This is a genomic window from Endozoicomonas sp. ALB091, assembly GCF_049310265.1.
GTDB lineage: Bacteria > Pseudomonadota > Gammaproteobacteria > Pseudomonadales > Endozoicomonadaceae > Endozoicomonas.
This window is the reverse complement of sequence record NZ_JBLYNQ010000003.1, coordinates 151,870-171,088: the sequence shown is the minus strand read 5'-3', so window position 1 is coordinate 171,088 and position 19,219 is coordinate 151,870. Positions and strand designations below refer to the sequence as shown.

Here is a 19,219-nt window from a genome sequence, read left to right as displayed (position 1 = left end):
GGGGAAGGAAAAAAAATTCAATTCCGCGGGCCACAAGGAAAAAATAACTGTTATGCAACAATTTAATTAAGGGCAGTCCTCAGGGCCTGATGAGTTTTGAATGATGGTTATTTCAGCCTTCTTGTCAGATTGGCCTGATCCATGATCCGTGTTGCAATCTCTTCGACAGAAAATTCAGTGGTATCGATATAGCTGATCTGCTCCTGGTTATAGATCTGTTCAACCATCTGTATTTCATATTGACATTGCCTGACTGATGAGTAGCGGCTGTTTGGACGGCGCTCATTTCTGATGCCTGAGAGCCGGGCCGGATTGATGGTCAAACCAAAAAGACGTTCTTTGTGCGGGCGAAGAAAATCAGGCAGCTTGATGCCCTTATCAAAATCATCCTCGGTAATGGGGTAATTGGCGGCATAGATACCAAACTGTAAACCAAGATAGATGCAGGTGGGTGTTTTGCCCGAACGGGAGGCACCCAGCACGATAATATCGGCCTTTTCATAGTGTCGGATGCGGGCACCATCATCATTATCAAGGGCAAACTGCACCGCTTCGATGCGACGGTGATAGCTGGCACTGCTGGTTGTGGAACGCTTCTTGCCAACGGTATACAACGGGTGTGAGCCTAACTCCATCTCCAGGCCGGGAAGGAAGGTAGCAAAGAGGTCAATAATATAAGCCCCGCTGGTGTGCAGCAGTTTGCTGACCTCTTCATTCAACACCGTCATAAAGAGGATAGGTTGAATCACCTCATGCTGATGAGTCTCTTTAATCAGGGTCAGTGCCCGAACGGCTTTTTCGGGGGTATCAATATAGGGCAGGGTGTGGTGACGGAATGTAGGCCCCGAGAACTGGGCCAGCAGACTTTGGCCAAAGGATTCAGCGGTAATGCCAGTACCATCAGAGATAAAAAATACCGATCGCTCCATTTTATCGACTCCAGCAGCATAAATTCAGGGGGTAATAGCTTGAGATCACCTGTTTCTGGTACAGGTAGATCAAAATGATGTGATCCAAAGTAAAAAACTCTTCCAATCAATAACATTTTCAAACAAACTATACCGAAATCTTCCCGGTGAGGTAACCGGTGTCGTCTTATTGGCAGTACTATGACAGCTTTATTTATGGCCCTGGCAGAGTGGAACTCTGACAGCACGGTCGGTGAATTCTCAGCGGTGAAACCCATGGTAATCCTTTGGAGTACAGGCAGGAGAGTGGCTTGAACAGTTCATCTTTACCAGAGTTTGTTGTGGGCCTGGATGCCCTGGGCAATAGTGATGTGGAGAGGGTTGGTGGCAAGAACGCCTCGCTGGGAGAAATGCTCAGCCACCTTGGCAGGGCAGGGGTTCGTGTACCCGGTGGCTTTGCCACCACGGCAGAGGCCTATCGAGACTTTCTGGATGGCTCAGGGTTATATGATCGAATTCATACCCTGCTAGATGAACTGAATATTGATGATATTCAACAGCTCACCCGGGCGGGTGCCAATATTCGTCAATGGATTATGGATGAGCCATTTCGACCGGAATTTGAACAGGCCATTGTCAACAGCTACCGTGAACTCTGTGGTGATCAGGAGGATCTGGCTGTGGCAGTGCGGTCATCGGCAACGGCGGAAGACTTGCCCGATGCCTCCTTTGCCGGGCAGCAGGAAACCTTTCTGAATATCCGTGGTGCACAGAATGTTCTGCGAGCGGTTCGGGAAGTCTTTGCCTCTCTCTTTAATGATCGTGCCATTTCATACCGTGAGCATCAGGGCTTTGACCATCGGGATGTGGCGCTGTCGGCCGGAATTCAGCGGATGGTGCGCAGTGAAACTGGGGCTGCCGGGGTGATGTTTACTCTGGATACCGAGTCGGGTTTCCGCGATGCGGTATTTATCACCTCCTCCTATGGCCTGGGAGAGACCGTGGTTCAGGGGGCAGTAAACCCGGATGAATTTTATGTTTACAAGCCCGCACTTGAAGCAGGGCGCTCTGCCATTCTCAGGCGGAATATGGGCAGCAAGGCGATTCAGATGGTTTACGGTGATGCTCCAGAGACCGGAAGATCGGTGCAAACCGTGGACGTTGACCTTAAAAAGCGCCAGCAGTTCTCCATCAATGATGCCGATGTGCTGGAACTGGCCCGTCAGGCCATGGCCATTGAAGCCCATTACGGCCGACCCATGGACATCGAGTGGGCCAAAGATGGCGATGACCAGCAGCTCTATGTGGTTCAGGCCCGGCCTGAGACAGTACAAAGTCGAACTGAGTCCAGGACGCTGGAACGTTATCGCCTGTTGCAACAGGGTAATGTTCTGGCAGAAGGCCGCAGTATTGGCCAGCGCATTGGTCAGGGGCGTGTCTGTCTGGTGGATGATCTGGCGGATATGGACCGGGTTCAGGATGGCGATGTGCTGGTTACCGATATGACTGATCCGGACTGGGAGCCGGTTATGAAACGGGCTTCAGCCATTGTCACCAACCGGGGTGGGCGTACCTGTCACGCCGCTATTATCGCCCGAGAGCTGGGTATTCCAGCAGTGGTCGGGTGTGGTGACGCTACCCGCCGACTGAAAGATGGTCAGGCGGTAACGGTTTCCTGTGCCGAAGGGGATACCGGCTTTATTTATCAGGGTGAGTTGCCGTTTGAGCACCAGAAGAAAGATCTGGATCAAATGCCTGAGTTGCCCTTCAGGATTATGATGAATGTGGGGAATCCTGACCGGGCTTTCAGTTTCTCCCGACTGCCCAATTCGGGTGTGGGGCTTGCTCGACTGGAATTTATTATCAACAAGATGATCGGTGTTCATCCCAAGGCTTTGCTGAACTATCAAACTAATCCGGACAGCGTCCCCGATGCTGTCAGACAGCAGATTGATGAGCGAATGGCGGGCTACGGCAATCCTGTCGACTTTTACGTTGAAAAACTGGTTGAAGGCGTCGCTTCTATTGCTGCCGCTTTTGCCCCGGAAAAAGTTATTGTCCGACTCTCAGACTTCAAGTCTAACGAATATGCCAACCTGATTGGCGGCAAGATCTATGAGCCCCATGAAGAGAACCCGATGCTGGGCTTTCGTGGCGCTTCCCGCTATATCTCGGAATCCTTCAGGGACTGTTTTGAGCTTGAATGCCGGGCCATGAAGCGGGTCAGGGAGGAGTTCGGTCTGACCAATGTTGAATTGATGGTGCCATTCGTCCGAACGCCGGATGAAGCCCGTCAGGTCATCAACATTATGTCTGACTTTGGACTTCGTCGTGGTGAACATGGCCTGAAGATTATTATGATGTGCGAACTGCCATCCAATGCGCTGCTGGCTGATGAGTTCCTGGAATATTTTGATGGCTTCTCCATTGGTTCCAACGATATGACTCAGCTGGCCCTGGGGCTTGATCGGGATTCCGGCTTGATTGCTCACCTTTTTGATGAGCGTAATGCCGCCGTCAAGCAGTTGTTGTCCATGGCGATTCAGGCCTGTCGCCGACAGGGGAAATACATCGGTATTTGCGGCCAGGGGCCCAGTGATCATCCTGACTTTGCCCGCTGGTTGATGGAAGAGGGTATTAATACCGTTTCCCTGAACCCCGATTCGGTTCTGGAAACCTGGCTCTATCTGGCGGAATGACTTGATAGTCCCTGTGTAGGGTTGTGCAAAGATTGCCCTGGGGGGCTGACAGGAATCTTCCAGAGAAGTACTGTGTCCCCTTTGGGTACCCCCCCGGGGTTCTTTTTGCAGTGGATTATTAAATGACCACCATCGGGGCTAAAATCGGCCACTTTAACGGGATGATCCAGTTTTATCATCTCTCTTTCTGCCCATTTTCCATCATCACCGATACTCCAGAGTTGCACAAAGCCCGGCTTGTCATGATCTTTGTAATCTTTGCCAAAGATCAGGAAATGGTTCTCCCATTTATTAAACTGGGCGCATTTGATCAAATAGGGACCGGGTTTTGTCAATGCCTGTTGTGTCCATTTGCCCTTGTCGTCTCGCCCCATGATGCCGGCGGTACTGTCCTGGCTAACGGAAAATGCCAGACGGCCTGATCGGGAAAATTGGGCAACATCAATTGGTTTTTGATGCTTAACCTCCAGCTGCTCCAGCCATTCATCGTCTGTGTCAAGCCCCTGAATTTTCACAGTGCAATCATGACCGACGGTCAGTACACTGTCTTCCTTAAGATTGAAGTGAGCAATGATAATCCCTCCCTGATGACATGCCCGTGCTTTCTCAATCAGGTTACCTTCCCTGTCATCACCCCAAATGCAAGCGTAATTTGTTTCATTGCCATAGCTCAGGAGCTGTTTTTCTGAACGACTGAAGATAGCTCTGTCACTGCCGGGGTGCTCAAGGATTTGGGGTTTGTTCAGATTGCCTGAACCGCAATCCCAGATTTTAAAAGAGCCACCACCGAAGTCGGCCAGTACTTTGTACCCCGAGGTGCTGAAGGTGGCATTATCACAACTCGGGATCTCTATTTTTTCTACCCAGTCAACATTAGCGTTATAACCGGAAATTTTTGTTTTTCTGGCTAAATCACGGGTAAGTGCAAATGTCGCTGAGGGATTGAAGGAGGCTGAGCAAATACGGTTGGTCCCTCTAACGCCCTGGTTAATTTCTACGGGTTGCTCAGAATGATGGACCTCTCCGACCTGCGACCATTTGCCGTAGGCATCGTGAGCCAGAAAGAAAACCCGGTTATCCAGGAGGACAAGGGCATGGCTCTCATCCCAACTCAACTGACAATCAGAAATTACACGGTCGCAAGCCTTGACAAATACACGAGCAATACAGTTGCGCTGCTCATTAAGGTGCCAGATGGTCGCTTTTTCAACATTGTGAGTCATTAAAAAAGTATTCGTGGGGACGAAGTTCAGTGCTCTTGGCCCACATTGTCTGATCTTTACTGGCTGGTCTAGCAGAGTCCACCGGCTGCCATCCAATCGCAAAACATTGATGCTGCCGGCGCACTGATCGTAGGTCATAATCTTGTCCTGCACCGGGTTGAAGCTTGCCATCACTGGTTCGTAGCCATCTTCAAGTGGCGAGTGCTCAAGCACCCGCGACTCCACCCAATGGCCATCACTATTGAGTGTACTCACCTTGACCTTGCCATCCTCGCTGCAGCAAGTCAGAAGCGTGTTTTCCGACCGGTTAAGCTGGGGAATAATCTGCTGGGCCCCAACCCTGCTCCTGCTGTTCTCCAACCAGTTACCATCCGCGTCTTGTCGCCAGCTTACCAGGCTATGATCTTTCAAACTGTCGCAACCGCTGATGAAGAGGTGCTTACCCGAAGGGCTGAAGTAGGTTTGAACAATATAACAACTGAAGTGGGCCTTCTTTTGGAACGTAAGATAATTGGTCTGGCACTGGAAAATTTCACTCGTCGCCGGGTCAATATTGCCCGGCTCAATACGACTATCGCACTGTATCGTACTGATACCAGGCTGTTGCGATGTGCTGCCTGGTGATAAACGATTCGTGGACAAATGCAGCCCGACAATTTCCAGCTTACGATGCTCAATATCTATATCTATGCTGGTCGTCCATTCGGAGGGTAAATGCTGTTTCAGTCGTTTGAGCGATTGATCCTGACCCTGTTCAGAGGCTTCTCTGATACGTTTATTAAAGTTAGCCACTAACCCGGATATTGGCTTCAGGCCGTTAATTAACGCCTCTTCATCTTTTTTCAAGCCGCTTCCATCTAAACTTGTGAGACAACTCTGCTCTATTGGTTGCATGGTTACTCCTGCCTTATTGGTACATAGATGGTTAATTTATACGACCATTGATCATTAGCATCCTTTGGGTCTTGGTCTCATCCTGCTATTACCTGTCTAAACATTCAGGAACTGAGCTGTAGATTATTGAATTTGGCAAAAGTTCCTGCTCTAAGGTTTGTTTAAGTAGAACTGGCTATTTTTTCATGCTGAGAGGCTGGCAGGAATCTTCCAGAGTAGCGCGGTAGCACCTCTGGGTAAGGTGGCACTCCCGGAATTATTCTGGCAGTGGATCATTATATGATCACTATCAGGGCTGAATTTGGCAATTTCAACGGGATGAGCCAGTGTTATCAGTTCTTTTTCTGCCCATTTGCCATCATTACCAATGCTCCAGAATTGGACAAAACCCGACTTGTCATGATCTTTGTCACTGCAACCAAAAGTCAGAAAATGGTTATCCAATTTATTAAACAGAGCGCCCTGGATCACATAGCCATCATGCCTTGTTATGGCCTGTAGCGTCCATTCGCTATTATCGTCACGCCCCAGGATGCAGGCGGTGCCGTCCATGCTAACGGTAAAGGCAAGGCGACCGGAGATGGAAAAATCGGCAAAATCGATTCTTTTTTGATGTTGAACCATCAGCTGTCCCTGCCATTTGCCATCTCTGTCAAGCCATTGGACTTTCACAGTGCAATCACGGCTGATGCTCAGCACACTGTCCTCCTGACCATTGAAGCGAGCAAAGTTAATCCCCCTCTGATGACATATCCTTGCTTTCTCAATCAGGTTACCGTCTTCGTCATCACCCCAAATGCAAGCGTAATTCGTCAGATTGCCAAAGCTCAGGAGCAGATTCTCTGAGGGACTGAAACAGGCTCTGTCACTGCCGATGTGCTCAAGGGGCTGACCTTTGTCCAGACGGTTACCGCTATGGCAACCCCAGATTTTAAAAGAGCCTCTGCCGAGTCTGGCCAGTACTTTGCGCCCGGAGATGCTGAAGCTGACAAGATCACAACTCGGAATCTCTCTTTTTTCTACCCATGCACCATTATCGTCATAACCGGAAATTATACATTTCTTAGCTAAATCATGGGTCAGTGCATACTGCCCTGAGTTATTGAGGTAGGCTTTACAAATACGGTTGCAAACATTTTCGTTGCAGTGATTTACTATCTGCGCGGAATGACGAACCTCTCCGACCTGCGACCAGTTGCCGTCGACATCGCGAGCCAGGAAAAAAACCTGGTTGCCCCGGGGGAAGATAAGAGCGTGCTGCTCATCATCACTCATCTGGCAATCTTCAATTGAACTGTCATAATTTTTTTCAAATTTATTCTCAAGGCAGTTGCTCTGATCATCACATCCCCAGATGGTCACTTTTGTGCCATTGTAAGTTATTAAATAATTATTCGTGGCATTGAATTCCGGTGCTGTTAGCCCAACTTGCCTGATATCCCCCAGCGGGTTTAGCAGGGTCCACTGGCTGTTACCATCCACGTGCAATACGTTGATTTTGCCGGTGAGCGGATTGCAGGACATAATCTTGTCCTGCAACGGACTGAATCTTGCCTTCACCTGCTCATCGCCATCTTCAAGTGGGGGGTGCTCAAGCACCCTCGTTTTTTTCCAATGGTCATAACTATTTAGCGTACTCACATTGAGATGGCCTTCGGGGGTGATACTCAAGAGCGTATTTTCTAACCGGTTGAGCTGGAAAAGAATCTCCTCGGAAGCTTCGACCTTACTCCTGCTCTTCTCCGACCAGTTGCCATCGGCACCTTGCCGACAGGTTACCGGGCTATGATCATTCAAACTGTCGCAACCACTGATCAAGAGGGTCTTTCCTGTCGGGCTGAAACAGGCATCAAGAATATAACCACCGAAGCTGGCCATCGTTATGAATTCAAGATTATTGGCCTGGCATTGAAAAATTTCACTCTTCGCTGGGGCAATATTGCCCGGTTCAATACGATTATCGCACTGTATCGTACTGATAGCAGTCTGTTGCGATGTGGTGCCTGGTGATAAACGATTCGTGGAAAGATGCAGCCCGACAATTTCCAGCTTACGATGCTCAATATCTATGCTGGTCGTCCATTCGGATGGTAAATGCTGTTTCAGTCGTTTGAACGATTGATCCTGACCCTGTTCAGAGGCTTCTCTGATACGTTTATTGTAGCTGGCCACTAACCCGGATATTGGCTTCAGGCCCTTTATTAACGCCTCTTCGTCTTTTTTCAAACCGCTTCCATCTACACTTCTGAGACTACTCTGCGCTATTGGTTGCATGATAACTCCTGCCTGATTGGCTCATAGATGGTTTATTTATACGACCATTGTTAAGTAGCACCTTCTGGATCCTTGTCCCATCCTGCTATTAACTGTCTGAGCATTCAGGAACTGAATTGTAGATTGCTGAGTCTGGTAAAAGTTCCTGCGCTGAGTTTTTGGTTCAGGTTGATAAAACCACTGGGAAAATGCCGAGCGATAGTGGGCATTGCACGTTTATGGTGTGGCATTTAATTGTGCAGAGAAGTAATCCGCATTTCACAGAGGAAAAGCTTTTCCCGGTGTTTTTTTTGGTTATCATGCCAGTATGAATTGTCATGGGAGAATAATAATGAGTTTTACCACCCCCGATTTGTGTGATGATTTCCCGGGAAGCCTTCAGGTCGTTGACCCGGGTTTTAACAGCTTTGGTGGCAGGGATATTTTTGGTGGCGAAATTGTCACCATTAAATGCCATGAAGATAATTCCAGAGTTCGGGAGCAGGTGTTCAGTGACGGTCACGGTAAAGTGCTGGTTGTTGATGGCGGCGGTTCCCTGAGAAGGGCCTTGTTGGGTGATATGCTGGCAGAACAGGCCGTAAGCAATGGCTGGCAGGGTATTATTGTTTATGGCTGTATTCGTGACGTTGAAGTGATTTCACAACTGCCGCTGGGGGTTCAGGCTCTTGCTGTACACCCGATGAAAACGGATAAAAAAGGGCAGGGAGAAGTCGATATTCCTGTTCGGTTTCATGGCGTGGACTTCATTCCCGGCCATTTCCTGTATGCCGATTTGAACGGGATTGTCGTTTCTGCTGAACGACTGGTTTGATGCCTGGTCCTGTTTCTTTCGATCCTGGCATTGTGGAAGCAGGGCAATCCCAGTCCTTCATAAATAACGAATCTTTCTATAATAAGTCACTGTTTCACAAGCATTTTCATAAGTTATTATGGTTGGTGATTAATTAAACATATTTTCGGAAAATACTGATCTAAAACAACGGATTTATTGTAAAAAGGCCAAGGTTTTCTTTCGTTTTTGCGGTAGTATCCGCACCCACCAAAGTGTCGGGACTTCGTATACCTGACCGTCAATCACACTGGGAGACTCTCGGACTTATGCCCGACAGGCTCCCGGAAATCCCCTATGACGGAGAAAACTCCAGTGAGAAAGACTAAGATCGTCTGTACCATCGGCCCAAAGTCTGAATCCCATGAGATGCTGACCAAACTGGTCGACAATGGCATGAATGTGATGCGACTGAATTTCTCTCATGGTGACTTTGACGAGCATGGTGCCCGTATTGCCCGTCTGCGCGAAGTCATGGCTGAAACCGGTAAGCGTGTTGCCATTCTTCTGGACACAAAAGGCCCTGAAATCCGAACTGTTAAACTGCACAGTGGCGACGAAGTCATGCTGAGCGCAGGACAGGAATTTACTCTGACTACCGACGCGTCTGTTATTGGTGACAGCACGCGTGTAGCGGTTACCTACGCCGGCCTGACCGATGACCTGAAGCCGGGTAACACGGTTCTGCTGGACGATGGCCTGATTGAACTGACGGTAAAAGAAGTCAAGGCTCAGGAAATCGTCTGTGAAGTCAAGAACAACGGTGAACTGGGTGAAAACAAAGGCGTAAACCTGCCAGGTGTTAAAGTTAACCTGCCAGCCCTGTCAGAAAAGGATAAGGCTGACCTGGTCTTCGGTTGTGAGCAGGGCGTTGATTTTGTAGCGGCTTCCTTTATTCGTAAAGCCAGCGACGTTAACGAGATCCGTGAACTGCTGGATGCCAACGGTGGTAAGGAAATCCAGATCATTTCCAAGATCGAGAACCAGGAAGGCGTTGATAACTTCGACGACATTCTGGCCGTTTCTGATGCCATCATGGTGGCCCGTGGTGACCTGGGTGTAGAAATCCCGGTTGATCAGGTGATCTTTGCCCAGAAGATGATGATCAACAAGTGTAACCATGCCCGTAAGCCGGTTATCACGGCTACCCAGATGCTGGATTCGATGATCAAGAATCCCCGTCCAACCCGTGCAGAAGCCGGTGACGTAGCAAACGCTATTCTGGACGGCACCGATGCCGTTATGCTCTCCGGTGAGAGTGCCAAAGGTAAGTACCCGGCAGAATCTGTGGCGGTTATGGCAACCATCTGTAACAGCACGGATGGCAGCATGGAACTGCGTGTTGAAGAGTTCGATGCGGAGATCGACAACTATCGCAGTATCACGCAAGCGGTCTGCCGTGGAGCAGTCAAGACGGCAGATATTCTGGCTGCCAAGCTGATTATCGTTGCCACTGAGCAGGGTAAGTCTGCACGTTCTCTGCGTAAGTTCTTCCCTAAAGCCCAGATTCTGGCGTTGACTTCTTCCGAGAAGACCGCTAACCAACTCAGTCTGAGCAAAGGGGTGACCACCAGCCTGGTCTCACAGCAGGAAAACACCGATGCATTCTACAAGCTGGGTAAAGAGCTGGCGGTGAAGCACAACTTTGTTCAGTCTGGTGATCTGGTTGTCATGGTTTCCGGTGCCCTGGTTGAGTCCGGTACTACCAATACTGCTTCTGTGCACGTGATCGATTAATATCTGAGCTCTTTTTGATTACACCCTCTTGCCTGTCCTTCCCACTGCGGGGGAGGGCTGGCAGGCATTGCTACAGATTGGATATATTTTCACCAGTTATGCCTGCCCAACGACCAGCCGGTCAATCGGATACTCAGACAGCCTCTAATATTGCAGCGTACTTATCCGGATCAACGTTACCTCCACTGCCAATCGCCACTACGGTTTTATTTTCAAACAGTGCCGGGTTATCCATAATCGCGGCAATGGCCACCGCACCGCTGGGTTCCAGCACCAGGTTCATCTCCTGAAAACCGAGCCTGATGGCGTCATGGGATTTTTGCGGATTGACTGTTATACCCCTGACACCGGTTTGCAGAACGATGTCCAGGTTGGCAATGCCAGGCTCAAGGGCCAGTAAAGCATCACAGTCACACAGGATATGACCTTTGGCTCGAGAGCGCCTGCCGTTTTCAAGGGAAATGCCCATGCCCTGGTAACCATCCACTTCTACGGCCCATACCTGGGTGTTGCTGCCAAACACCAGGCTGGATCCTGCCACCAGGCTGCCACCACCAACGGGGCAAAGAATGTGGTCACAGGATTTCCCGGACATCGCCAACTGCTCCTGCAGCTCCAGCGCTACAGATGCCTGACCAATGATGATCTCGTGGTCATCGAAAGGGTGCAGCAGAACTGCGCCGTGGTCTTTGGCTATTTGCCTGGCCATAGCGCTGGCAGCTTCCTCCCTGGAAGGTTTATTGCATTGGCAGAGAATAATCTCTGCGCCGTAACGTCTGGCATTATTGACTTTTGATGTGGGTGCATCATGGGGCATTACCAGCCTGACCGGTATGTCCAGAAGCTGTCCGGCGGCTGACAGGCCTGCTGCAAAATTTCCTGAAGAATAGGCTGTAACACCTTGTTTTTTCTGGCCATCCGTTAAATTTAACAGTCGGTAGAAGGCCCCCCGGAATTTAAAGGCCCCGGTAATTTGCAGAGACTCGGCTTTGATCAGCACTTCCCCGCTGATCAGTTCACTCAAGACATCGGATTTTAACAGCGGGGTGGTGCGCACATTGTTTCTTATTTGCTGAAAAGCATGGTTTAACTTCAGATAATCAGGAAGCTGGTTAACATTGGGTACTGCTGACATAACCTCAACATCTGTAACTTATTTAAAGGCAAACTGGCTTTGGTGCTACCATCGCCTTTAAAAGATAGTCAAGATTGGCTGTGAGGTCTGAAAAGTTCAGTGCCGGGCGGTTTTCCCGGGCACCGGGATAGCGTGGGCTGTGACAGTTATCACTTAAAAATTGAACTTATACATAAAGAACAAGTCTATGTAAATGATGCAGTTATAATAATTATCTAAAGGATTGTGTGAATGTTTCCGAAGATTCCCGGGGTACCAGCCTTCGTATCATCTGAACGGGCTAATCAAGGTTCAGGTGCAAGCAAAGGAAATAGCTCAACAACAGCAAAGGATTTTTACTCGAAATTCAGTTCGCCTTATGCATATCAACGTGCTGTCTGGATTCTTGATGATATAAAAAACTTCATTAATTCCACACAGTCAACACTCAAAGATGTGCAGGCACTTCGGAGGGCAATACATGAAAGAAATTTTTCACCCTCTGCCATTGGTAAAAAGTTTGTTCCTAAACAACCCTGCACGCCATACGCAGAGCAGCAGACAGCAGAAATCCTTACAGACTTCGATTCTTTCAGGTGCTCCCGATACACAACCCTTGGGGATGGTGCCGCCCTGCGTCGATTAATCAATGCTAAATTTCGGAACAACGAATTATCAAAAAGTGGCACTACTGTTTACCACACTGCACATTCGGAGTCGTCAGACTATCAAAAATTAGTGGAGAACTATGATAAAGCGGTGGATGGCCTGTTTGCTCATCAGGTATCAATACTGACCAACAATCTGGCGCATAAACTTACTATTTCCAGTGCTGAGCTTGAGAGTATCCAGCGTAAAAGTAACAAGTCAGCGAAAGTCAGGTCACTTCTCGATACGTTAATAACGCCCAGTAAGCTCAGGAAGTCACAGGAAAAAACAGCTCTCAGTTTTAAGAGTGCGCTAAAGAGAGTGCATCCTGAACTGGCCAGAGATATGTTTCATCGCTAAAAATGAGCCCCGTCATCCATCAGGGGCTCAAGCATTTACGATCTAGAACTGCTCTTCTTCAGTAGAGCCGGTTAATGCTGTTACTGAAGACTGACCACCCTGGATAACCGTTGTCATATCATCAAAATAACCGGTTCCGACTTCCTGTTGGTGGGCAACAAACGTGTAACCTTTTTCCGCAGCACCAAACTCTGGCTCCTGGACCATCTCGACATAATGCTTCATACCTTCGCCCTGGGCGTAGTTATGAGCCAGTTCAAACATGTTGTACCACATGTTATGAATGCCTGCGAGGGTGATGAACTGGTACTTGTAGCCCATATCACTCAGTTCCTGCTGGAATTTGGCGATGGTTTCATCGTCCAGGTTCTTCTTCCAGTTAAAGGAGGGTGAGCAGTTATAAGCCAGCAGCTGATCCGGGTACTCAGCTTTGATCGCTTCTGCAAATTTACGGGCTTCATCCAGGTCTGGAGTGGCGGTTTCACACCACAGCAGATCCGCGTATGGCGCATAGGCAAGACCACGGGCAATTGCCTGATCAATACCGGCCTTAGTCCGGAAGAAACCTTCAGGGGTTCTTTCGCCAGTCAGGAATGCTGCATCGTAAGGATCGCAGTCAGAGGTAATCAGATCAGCAGCGTTGGCATCGGTACGGGCCAGAACAATGGTCGGTACATCGGCAACGTCAGCAGCCAGTCGGGCCGCAATCAACTTCTGAACAGCTTCCTGGGTGGGAACCAGCACCTTGCCGCCCATATGGCCACACTTTTTAACGGAAGCCAGCTGGTCTTCAAAGTGCACTCCGGCAGCACCGGCTTCAATCATGCCCTTCATCAATTCATAGGCGTTCAGTACACCACCAAAGCCTGCCTCTGCGTCCGCCACAATCGGGGCAAACATGTCAACATAGCCTTCATCACCCGCTTGCTTACCGGCTTTCCACTGAATCTGATCAGCACGACGGAAACTGTTGTTGATGCGCTTGACTACTGCCGGCACGGAGTCAACCGGGTACAGAGACTGGTCAGGATACATGGTGCTGGCGGTATTATTATCTGCCGCAACCTGCCAGCCGGAAAGGTAGATCGCTTCAATACCTGCTTTAACCTGTTGTACTGCCTGGCCGCCAGTGAGGGCACCGAGACAGTTGACATAACCTTTTTTAGACTGGTTGCCATACACCAGGTCCCAGAGTTTCTCGGCACCCTGTCTGGCAATGGTGTTTTCGATTTTCACCGAACCTCTCAGACGGACGACGTCTTCTGCACTGTAGGTCCGTTTGACATTTTTCCAGCGTGGGTTCTCCGCCCAGTCCTTTTCAATGCGGGCAATTTCTTCAGAGCGGTTATAGCGAGCCATGTTATTTTCCTCCCCCGGACAGCGAGGTGTAGTTATGCGACTGTTGAAATTCAAACAAATGTTTGATTTACGTCGCACATCCTAAACACCTGAGAAAGATTCTGGTAATTTATAAGAGTTATCTCGGGTATTTATAGAATGAATATTGCACGCGTTGATCTGAATTTGATGGTTTACCTGGATGTTCTGCTCAGGGAGCGCAACGTAACCCGTGCCGCGGAACAGTTGGGAATTACCCAGCCCGCCATGAGTAATGGGCTGCGCAGACTGCGGGAGTTGTTTAATGATCCTCTGTTGATCCGGACCAGCGAGGGGATGACCCCAACAGAGCGTGCACTTGAACTCCAGCCACTGATTCGTGAGGCATTACTGGCCATGGAGAAAACGATTCAGCCAAGAGAGAAGTTTGATCCTGAAACCAGTCAGCGGGTTTTCCGGATCATGGCTTCTGATTATGCTGAATCAACCCTGATCCCTCTGGTGTTGAAGCAGGTTCGCTCACTGGCTCCGAATGTGACGCTGGATGTCCTGACGCCCAGTGATGTGAGCTTTCATGACGTGGAGCAAGGTTGGGTGGATATGGCCATTAACCGTTTTGACAGTCTGCCTCAGTCGTTTTATCAGTCGCGGATCTGGCAGGATGATTTTTCCTGTGTGATGAGCAGGGAAAACCCGATACTGACTGATTTTACCCTGGACACCTATCTTCAATCCCAGCATATCTGGGCCAGCAAAACCGGAATGGGGATTGGCGTAGGGGTTAATCCTGAGGATGTACAGCGACTGGGCTGGGTCGATGAAGCGCTCGCCGCTGTTGGCAAAAAACGTAAAATCAGTGTTTTTACCCGTCATTATCAGGTGGCGATGCTGTTGTCTGTCCAGAATGATCTGATCGCTACGCTTCCCAGTCGGCTTGCAGATATTGAACGATTCAGTACCAGGCTCGCTGTCGTCAGGCCCCCGTTTGAAATTCCATCATTTGACCTGTCCATGGCCTGGAGCCCTTTGCTGCATCACGACTCTGCCCATCAGTGGCTGAGGCAGATTATTAAATCCGTGGCGGGAAAGTGACCTTGTCGTTTGTTTTCACACAGGCCAACAAATAACACCATAAACTAACAGTCGCGACTGTTATTCTTTGTTTATCTGTGTTCTAATTTGCCTGCTTTCGCTGATTTGCGCGAAACAGAAGAGGAAAATAAGACATTATCCTCCGTTAAAGAACTACAAAATCAGTTGGATTATTGGAGATAAAAATGGATTGGCTGAGTGATCTGGAAGCAGAGCATGCACTGTTTGATGTTGCCGAAGAGTGCAAGGAATTTATCGCCGAGTCATACTACTTGTTAATCTCTGAGCAGCAGCAGGGTGTTGTCCTGGACGACTGATTGACCAGAGCAGACGTTATTGAAAAAGCCCTTTTCTTTTTCCCAAAAGAAAAGGGCTTTCTTTTTTCCCTTCACAGAATTTGAAGCCGGACCAGACAGAACTCCCGGATTTTGCACATTTGTTTTTGCCCGCTAGATTTAACAGACTCCTACAAAATTTGGGCAGATCCTATGTTTGCCGCTCACTCCAATCTTGCACAAATATGCTCTATTCATGACTTACAGGCTCTGGCCAGAAAACGTGTGCCAAAAATGTTCTATGACTACGTAGACTCAGGTGCCTGGTCTGAAAGGACTTATGACAGTAATCACTCTGACTTTAACCATTTACTGTTTCGACAGCGGGTTGGGGTGGATGTAGCCCAGAGAAGTACCGCATCTCTTATGGCGCAGACTCCGGTGACAATGCCGGTGGCGCTGGCTCCTGTTGGGTTGGCAGGGATGCAGTATCCTGATGGTGAGATTCTGGCTGCCAGGGCTGCAGAAGCATTTGGTATTCCCTTTGCACTGTCCAGCTTGAGTATTTGTTCAATTGAAGACGTTGCCCGGCAGACCCATCAACCTTTCTGGTTTCAGTTGTATGTATTTAAAGACCGGGATTTTACCCTGCAACTGATGGAACGAGCCAGAAAGGCAGGTTGTAAAACACTGGTTGTCACCATGGATCTGCCCATCATGGGGCAAAGGCATAAAGATGTTAAAAACAGGCTTTCAGCCCCGCCCCGGATAACCGCCACATCGCTGATTCAGTTCCTTAATCGCCCGGTCTGGTGTTTGAAGATGGCTTTCTCATCACATCATACTTTCGGGAATATTGTCGGTCACGCAAAAGGAGTCAACAATCTGAGCTCTCTTGCCATGTGGACATCAGAGCAGCTGGATGCCTCATTAAGCTGGAACGATATACAGTGGATTCGTGATCACTGGGATGGTTATTTGATCATTAAGGGAATACTGAATGCCGAAGACTTATATCGCACCATTGATGCAGGTGCCCAGGCCGTGGTGGTCTCTAACCATGGTGGACGCCAACTGGATGGTGCTCCGTCAACCATCAGAACTGTGGCAGGTCTTGTAAAAGCGGCAAACCAGCAGGTTGATGTGTTGCTGGATAGTGGTGTGCGCAGTGGCCAGGATGTACTGAAGGCGATTGCGCTTGGCGCTCAGGGGGTTCTTGTTGGGCGAGCCTTTGCTTATGGGCTGGGGGCTGCCGGTGAAGCTGGTGTAAACCGTGCTCTGGAGATCATTTATAAAGAGCTTGAGTCCACCATGGCACTGATTGGCGAGACGAAAATCTCCAGCCTGGGCGCTCATAATTTGATTATTCCCGATCAATTTTCCATTTAACAGCCACCATTCACAGGATAAATAGCCGTCATTGCGGGCGTTAATTGGACATACCTTCTCGCTTCGATAACATTGACAGTTGGATTGTTGTGCTTGTACATGGTTGCAGCATAATGTATACGTCAGTTGCATAATAATGATCAGGAAGTGAGGTTGAAATGACTGAACGCATCCAGAAAGGCGGCCTGCAAATCGCCCCGGTACTCCATGATTTACTGGTAAATGACATTGTTCCGGGAACTGGTGTGGACCCGGAGAAGTTCTGGCTGTCCCTCGAAGCGTTGGTTAATGACCTCGCCCCTGAAAACAAAGCGCTTCTGGCTCGTCGGGATGAACTTCAGCAGAAGATTGATGCATGGCACCAGCAAAACCGTTATACCGAAGAAACTAAGTCTGAGTACAGGTCTTTCCTTGAGGAAACAGGATATCTGCTGCCTGAAGGGGATGACTTTGCCATCTCCACCAGCAAGGTCGACAGCGAAATAGCTCGTCAGGCAGGGCCCCAGCTGGTAGTTCCTGTTATGAATGCCCGCTTTGCCTTGAATGCAGCCAATGCCCGCTGGGGCAGCCTGTATGATGCGCTGTATGGAACGGACGCTATTCCGGACAGCGAAGGAGCAGAAAAGGGCAAAGGGTATAACCCGGTTCGTGGCAGAAAAGTGATTGAGTTTGGTCGTGAATTGCTGGATACCGCGGCTCCACTGGCTTCCGGTAGCCACAAAGACGCCGTTCGCTATCAGGTGTTGGAGAACAGTCTGGCCATTTCACTTGAGGATGGTTCAATCACATCCCTGAAAGAGCCGGAAAAGTTCTGTGGCTATACCGGAACACCTGAAAAGCCCGACTCAATACTGTTGAAAAATAATGAGTTACACATTGATATTCAGATGGATCCTGAAGGTGTGATCGGCAGGGATGACGCTGCGGATGTACAGGATCTGATCGTTGAGGCTGCCATTACCACCATAATGGACTGCGAAGATTCCGTGGCGGCAGTGGATGCAGACGACAAGGCCCTGGTCTATCGCAACTGGCTTGGACTGATGAAAGGTGATCTGGAAGATACTTTCGTTAAAGGTGGCAAGCCGGTGACCCGAAAGCTGAGTTCTGACCGGATTTACACGGCACCAGACGGCAGTGAGCTGATCTTGCCCGGCAGAAGCCTGATGTTTGTCCGAAATGTCGGTCACCTGATGACCAATGATGCCATTCTTGATGCTCAGGGTAATGAAATACCGGAGGGCATTATGGATGGTATGTTCACCTCCCTGATTGCCATCCACGACCTGAAGAAAAAAGCAGGTAATCAGCAGAACTCCCGGGAAGGCAGCATTTATATCGTCAAGCCCAAGATGCATGGTCCCGAAGAAGTCGCCTTTACCTGCAAGCTGTTTTCACGTATCGAAGCGGCGCTTGATCTACCTGCCAACACCTTGAAGGTGGGCATTATGGATGAAGAGCGCAGAACTTCCATAAACCTGAAAGCGTGTATCCGTGAGGCCAGAGATCGTATTGTCTTTATCAACACCGGTTTCCTGGACCGTACCGGGGATGAAATACACACCAGTATGGAAGCCGGACCTGTTATTCCCAAAGGGGAGATGAAGCAGTCGACCTGGATCCAGGCCTATGAAGATCAGAATGTTGATATTGGTCTCCATACAGGACTGCCCGGCAAAGCCCAGATTGGTAAAGGCATGTGGGCAATGCCGGATGAGATGGCCAAAATGATGGAGCAGAAGATTGCTCACCCCCTGTCAGGGGCCAACACCGCCTGGGTGCCGTCTCCCAATGGCGCAACACTTCATGCCGTTCATTATCACAGAGTTAATGTTCTGGCCCGTCAGGAAGCGCTATCCCGTCGTCAACAAGCCAGTGTTGATGACATTCTGCAAATTCCGGTAATGACCGATCCGGGTAAATTATCCGCAGAGTTGATCCAGAAAGAGCTGGACAATAACGCCCAGGGCATTCTTGGCTATGTGGTGCGCTGGATTGACCAGGGTGTTGGCTGTTCCAAGGTTCCGGATATCAACGACGTTGGTCTGATGGAAGACCGTGCCACGCTGCGCATTTCCAGTCAGCACATTGCCAACTGGCTTCGTCATGATATCTGTTCAGAAGCGCAGGTAATGGCAACCATGAAGCGTATGGCTGTGATTGTAGACCGACAGAATGCCGCTGATACCGCTTACCGGCCCATGGCACCAGACTTTGATAAGAGTATTGCCTTTGCTGCGGCCTGCGACCTGGTTTTCAGGGGTTGTGAGCAGCCTAACGGTTATACCGAGCCTGTACTTCATCAACGGCGGAAAGAGTTTAAAGCGGCTGGTTTGGCTTAAAGACTGGCTGCCCGGGCGAATAAAAACGCTCTCAATCAACCGGTTAGCTGGTTAATTGAGAGCGTTTTCTCTATTGGGTCAACGATTCTCCCTGATC

General features: G+C 49.3%; 13 protein-coding genes. 8 read left to right on the top strand and 5 right to left on the bottom strand.

Annotation, left to right across the window (positions count from 1 at the left end):
• Nucleotides 1-107 precede the first annotated feature (107 nt).
• Entirely contained in the window at nt 108-929 is an 822-nt protein-coding gene (gene ppsR, locus ACO6UX_RS03710; RefSeq protein WP_269674394.1) for a posphoenolpyruvate synthetase regulatory kinase/phosphorylase PpsR, read from the bottom strand.
• A 290-nt stretch (nt 930-1,219) separates the two neighbouring features.
• Between ppsR and ppsA the strand changes: the two genes are divergently transcribed.
• Complete coding sequence (gene ppsA, locus ACO6UX_RS03705; RefSeq protein WP_422444976.1) at nt 1,220-3,607, top strand: phosphoenolpyruvate synthase; 2,388 nt, start codon at nt 1,220-1,222, stop codon at nt 3,605-3,607.
• On the opposite strand, the gene ACO6UX_RS03700 is transcribed toward ppsA, so the two are convergent.
• The gene (locus ACO6UX_RS03700) at nt 3,592-5,724 is read right to left on the bottom strand and encodes a hypothetical protein (protein WP_422444974.1); all 2,133 of its coding nucleotides are present in this window, start codon (nt 5,722-5,724) and stop codon (nt 3,592-3,594) included. The two genes, ppsA and ACO6UX_RS03700, sit on opposite strands and share 16 nt — an antisense overlap.
• A 183-nt stretch (nt 5,725-5,907) precedes the next feature.
• Nucleotides 5,908-7,998, bottom strand: coding sequence for a WD40 repeat domain-containing protein (locus ACO6UX_RS03695; protein WP_422444972.1), 2,091 nt, complete (start codon nt 7,996-7,998; stop codon nt 5,908-5,910).
• A gap of 331 nt (nt 7,999-8,329) precedes the next feature.
• On the opposite strand from ACO6UX_RS03695, the gene rraA reads away from it, so the two are divergent.
• Complete coding sequence (gene rraA / locus ACO6UX_RS03690) at nt 8,330-8,809, top strand: ribonuclease E activity regulator RraA (RefSeq protein WP_269674391.1); 480 nt, start codon at nt 8,330-8,332, stop codon at nt 8,807-8,809.
• A 315-nt stretch (nt 8,810-9,124) separates the two neighbouring features.
• Nucleotides 9,125-10,564, top strand: a complete 1,440-nt coding sequence (gene pykF / locus ACO6UX_RS03685; protein WP_422444969.1) for a pyruvate kinase PykF — start codon at nt 9,125-9,127, stop codon at nt 10,562-10,564.
• A 133-nt stretch (nt 10,565-10,697) separates the two neighbouring features.
• Here the strand turns inward: pykF and ACO6UX_RS03680 are convergent, their stop codons facing one another.
• Nucleotides 10,698-11,699, bottom strand: coding sequence for a threonine ammonia-lyase (locus ACO6UX_RS03680; RefSeq protein WP_422444967.1), 1,002 nt, complete (start codon nt 11,697-11,699; stop codon nt 10,698-10,700).
• Nucleotides 11,700-11,930: 231 nt separating this feature from the next.
• Here ACO6UX_RS03680 and ACO6UX_RS03675 point away from each other — a divergent pair, with 231 nt between their 5' ends.
• Nucleotides 11,931-12,686, top strand: a complete 756-nt coding sequence (locus ACO6UX_RS03675; RefSeq protein WP_422444965.1) for a hypothetical protein — start codon at nt 11,931-11,933, stop codon at nt 12,684-12,686.
• Nucleotides 12,687-12,728: 42 nt separating this feature from the next.
• Here the strand turns inward: ACO6UX_RS03675 and aceA are convergent, their stop codons facing one another.
• Nucleotides 12,729-14,045, bottom strand: coding sequence for an isocitrate lyase (gene aceA, locus ACO6UX_RS03670; RefSeq protein WP_422444963.1), 1,317 nt, complete (start codon nt 14,043-14,045; stop codon nt 12,729-12,731).
• A gap of 138 nt (nt 14,046-14,183) precedes the next feature.
• Here aceA and ACO6UX_RS03665 point away from each other — a divergent pair, with 138 nt between their 5' ends.
• The 4 genes from ACO6UX_RS03665 (at nt 14,184) to ACO6UX_RS03650 (ending at nt 19,122) form a co-directional block, all read left to right on the top strand.
• Nucleotides 14,184-15,116: a LysR family transcriptional regulator gene (locus ACO6UX_RS03665; RefSeq protein WP_422444961.1), complete on the top strand. Its 933-nt coding sequence runs from the start codon at nt 14,184-14,186 to the stop codon at nt 15,114-15,116.
• 185 nt (nt 15,117-15,301) lie between these two features.
• Nucleotides 15,302-15,433: a hypothetical protein gene (locus ACO6UX_RS03660; protein ID WP_269674385.1), complete on the top strand. Its 132-nt coding sequence runs from the start codon at nt 15,302-15,304 to the stop codon at nt 15,431-15,433.
• Between the two features lie 171 nt (nt 15,434-15,604).
• Entirely contained in the window at nt 15,605-16,780 is a 1,176-nt protein-coding gene (locus tag ACO6UX_RS03655) for an alpha-hydroxy acid oxidase (RefSeq protein ID WP_422444959.1), read from the top strand.
• 158 nt (nt 16,781-16,938) lie between these two features.
• Complete coding sequence (locus ACO6UX_RS03650) at nt 16,939-19,122, top strand: malate synthase G (protein ID WP_422444957.1); 2,184 nt, start codon at nt 16,939-16,941, stop codon at nt 19,120-19,122.
• Nucleotides 19,123-19,219: the final 97 nt, after the last annotated feature.

Bases quoted from the DNA above. Each gene is read 5' to 3' on its own strand.
- ppsR (WP_269674394.1), bottom strand. From the start codon at position 929: ATGGAGCGATCGGTATTTTTTATCTCTGATGGTACTGGCATTACCGCT.
- ACO6UX_RS03700 (WP_422444974.1), bottom strand. From the start codon at position 5,724: ATGCAACCAATAGAGCAGAGTTGTCTCACAAGTTTAGATGGAAGCGGC.
- ACO6UX_RS03695 (WP_422444972.1), bottom strand. From the start codon at position 7,998: ATGCAACCAATAGCGCAGAGTAGTCTCAGAAGTGTAGATGGAAGCGGT.
- rraA (WP_269674391.1), top strand. From the start codon at position 8,330: ATGAGTTTTACCACCCCCGATTTGTGTGATGATTTCCCGGGAAGCCTT.
- pykF (WP_422444969.1), top strand. From the start codon at position 9,125: ATGACGGAGAAAACTCCAGTGAGAAAGACTAAGATCGTCTGTACCATC.
- ACO6UX_RS03680 (WP_422444967.1), bottom strand. From the start codon at position 11,699: ATGTCAGCAGTACCCAATGTTAACCAGCTTCCTGATTATCTGAAGTTA.
- ACO6UX_RS03675 (WP_422444965.1), top strand. From the start codon at position 11,931: ATGTTTCCGAAGATTCCCGGGGTACCAGCCTTCGTATCATCTGAACGG.
- aceA (WP_422444963.1), bottom strand. From the start codon at position 14,045: ATGGCTCGCTATAACCGCTCTGAAGAAATTGCCCGCATTGAAAAGGAC.
- ACO6UX_RS03665 (WP_422444961.1), top strand. From the start codon at position 14,184: ATGAATATTGCACGCGTTGATCTGAATTTGATGGTTTACCTGGATGTT.
- ACO6UX_RS03660 (WP_269674385.1), top strand. From the start codon at position 15,302: ATGGATTGGCTGAGTGATCTGGAAGCAGAGCATGCACTGTTTGATGTT.
- ACO6UX_RS03655 (WP_422444959.1), top strand. From the start codon at position 15,605: ATGTTTGCCGCTCACTCCAATCTTGCACAAATATGCTCTATTCATGAC.
- ACO6UX_RS03650 (WP_422444957.1), top strand. From the start codon at position 16,939: ATGACTGAACGCATCCAGAAAGGCGGCCTGCAAATCGCCCCGGTACTC.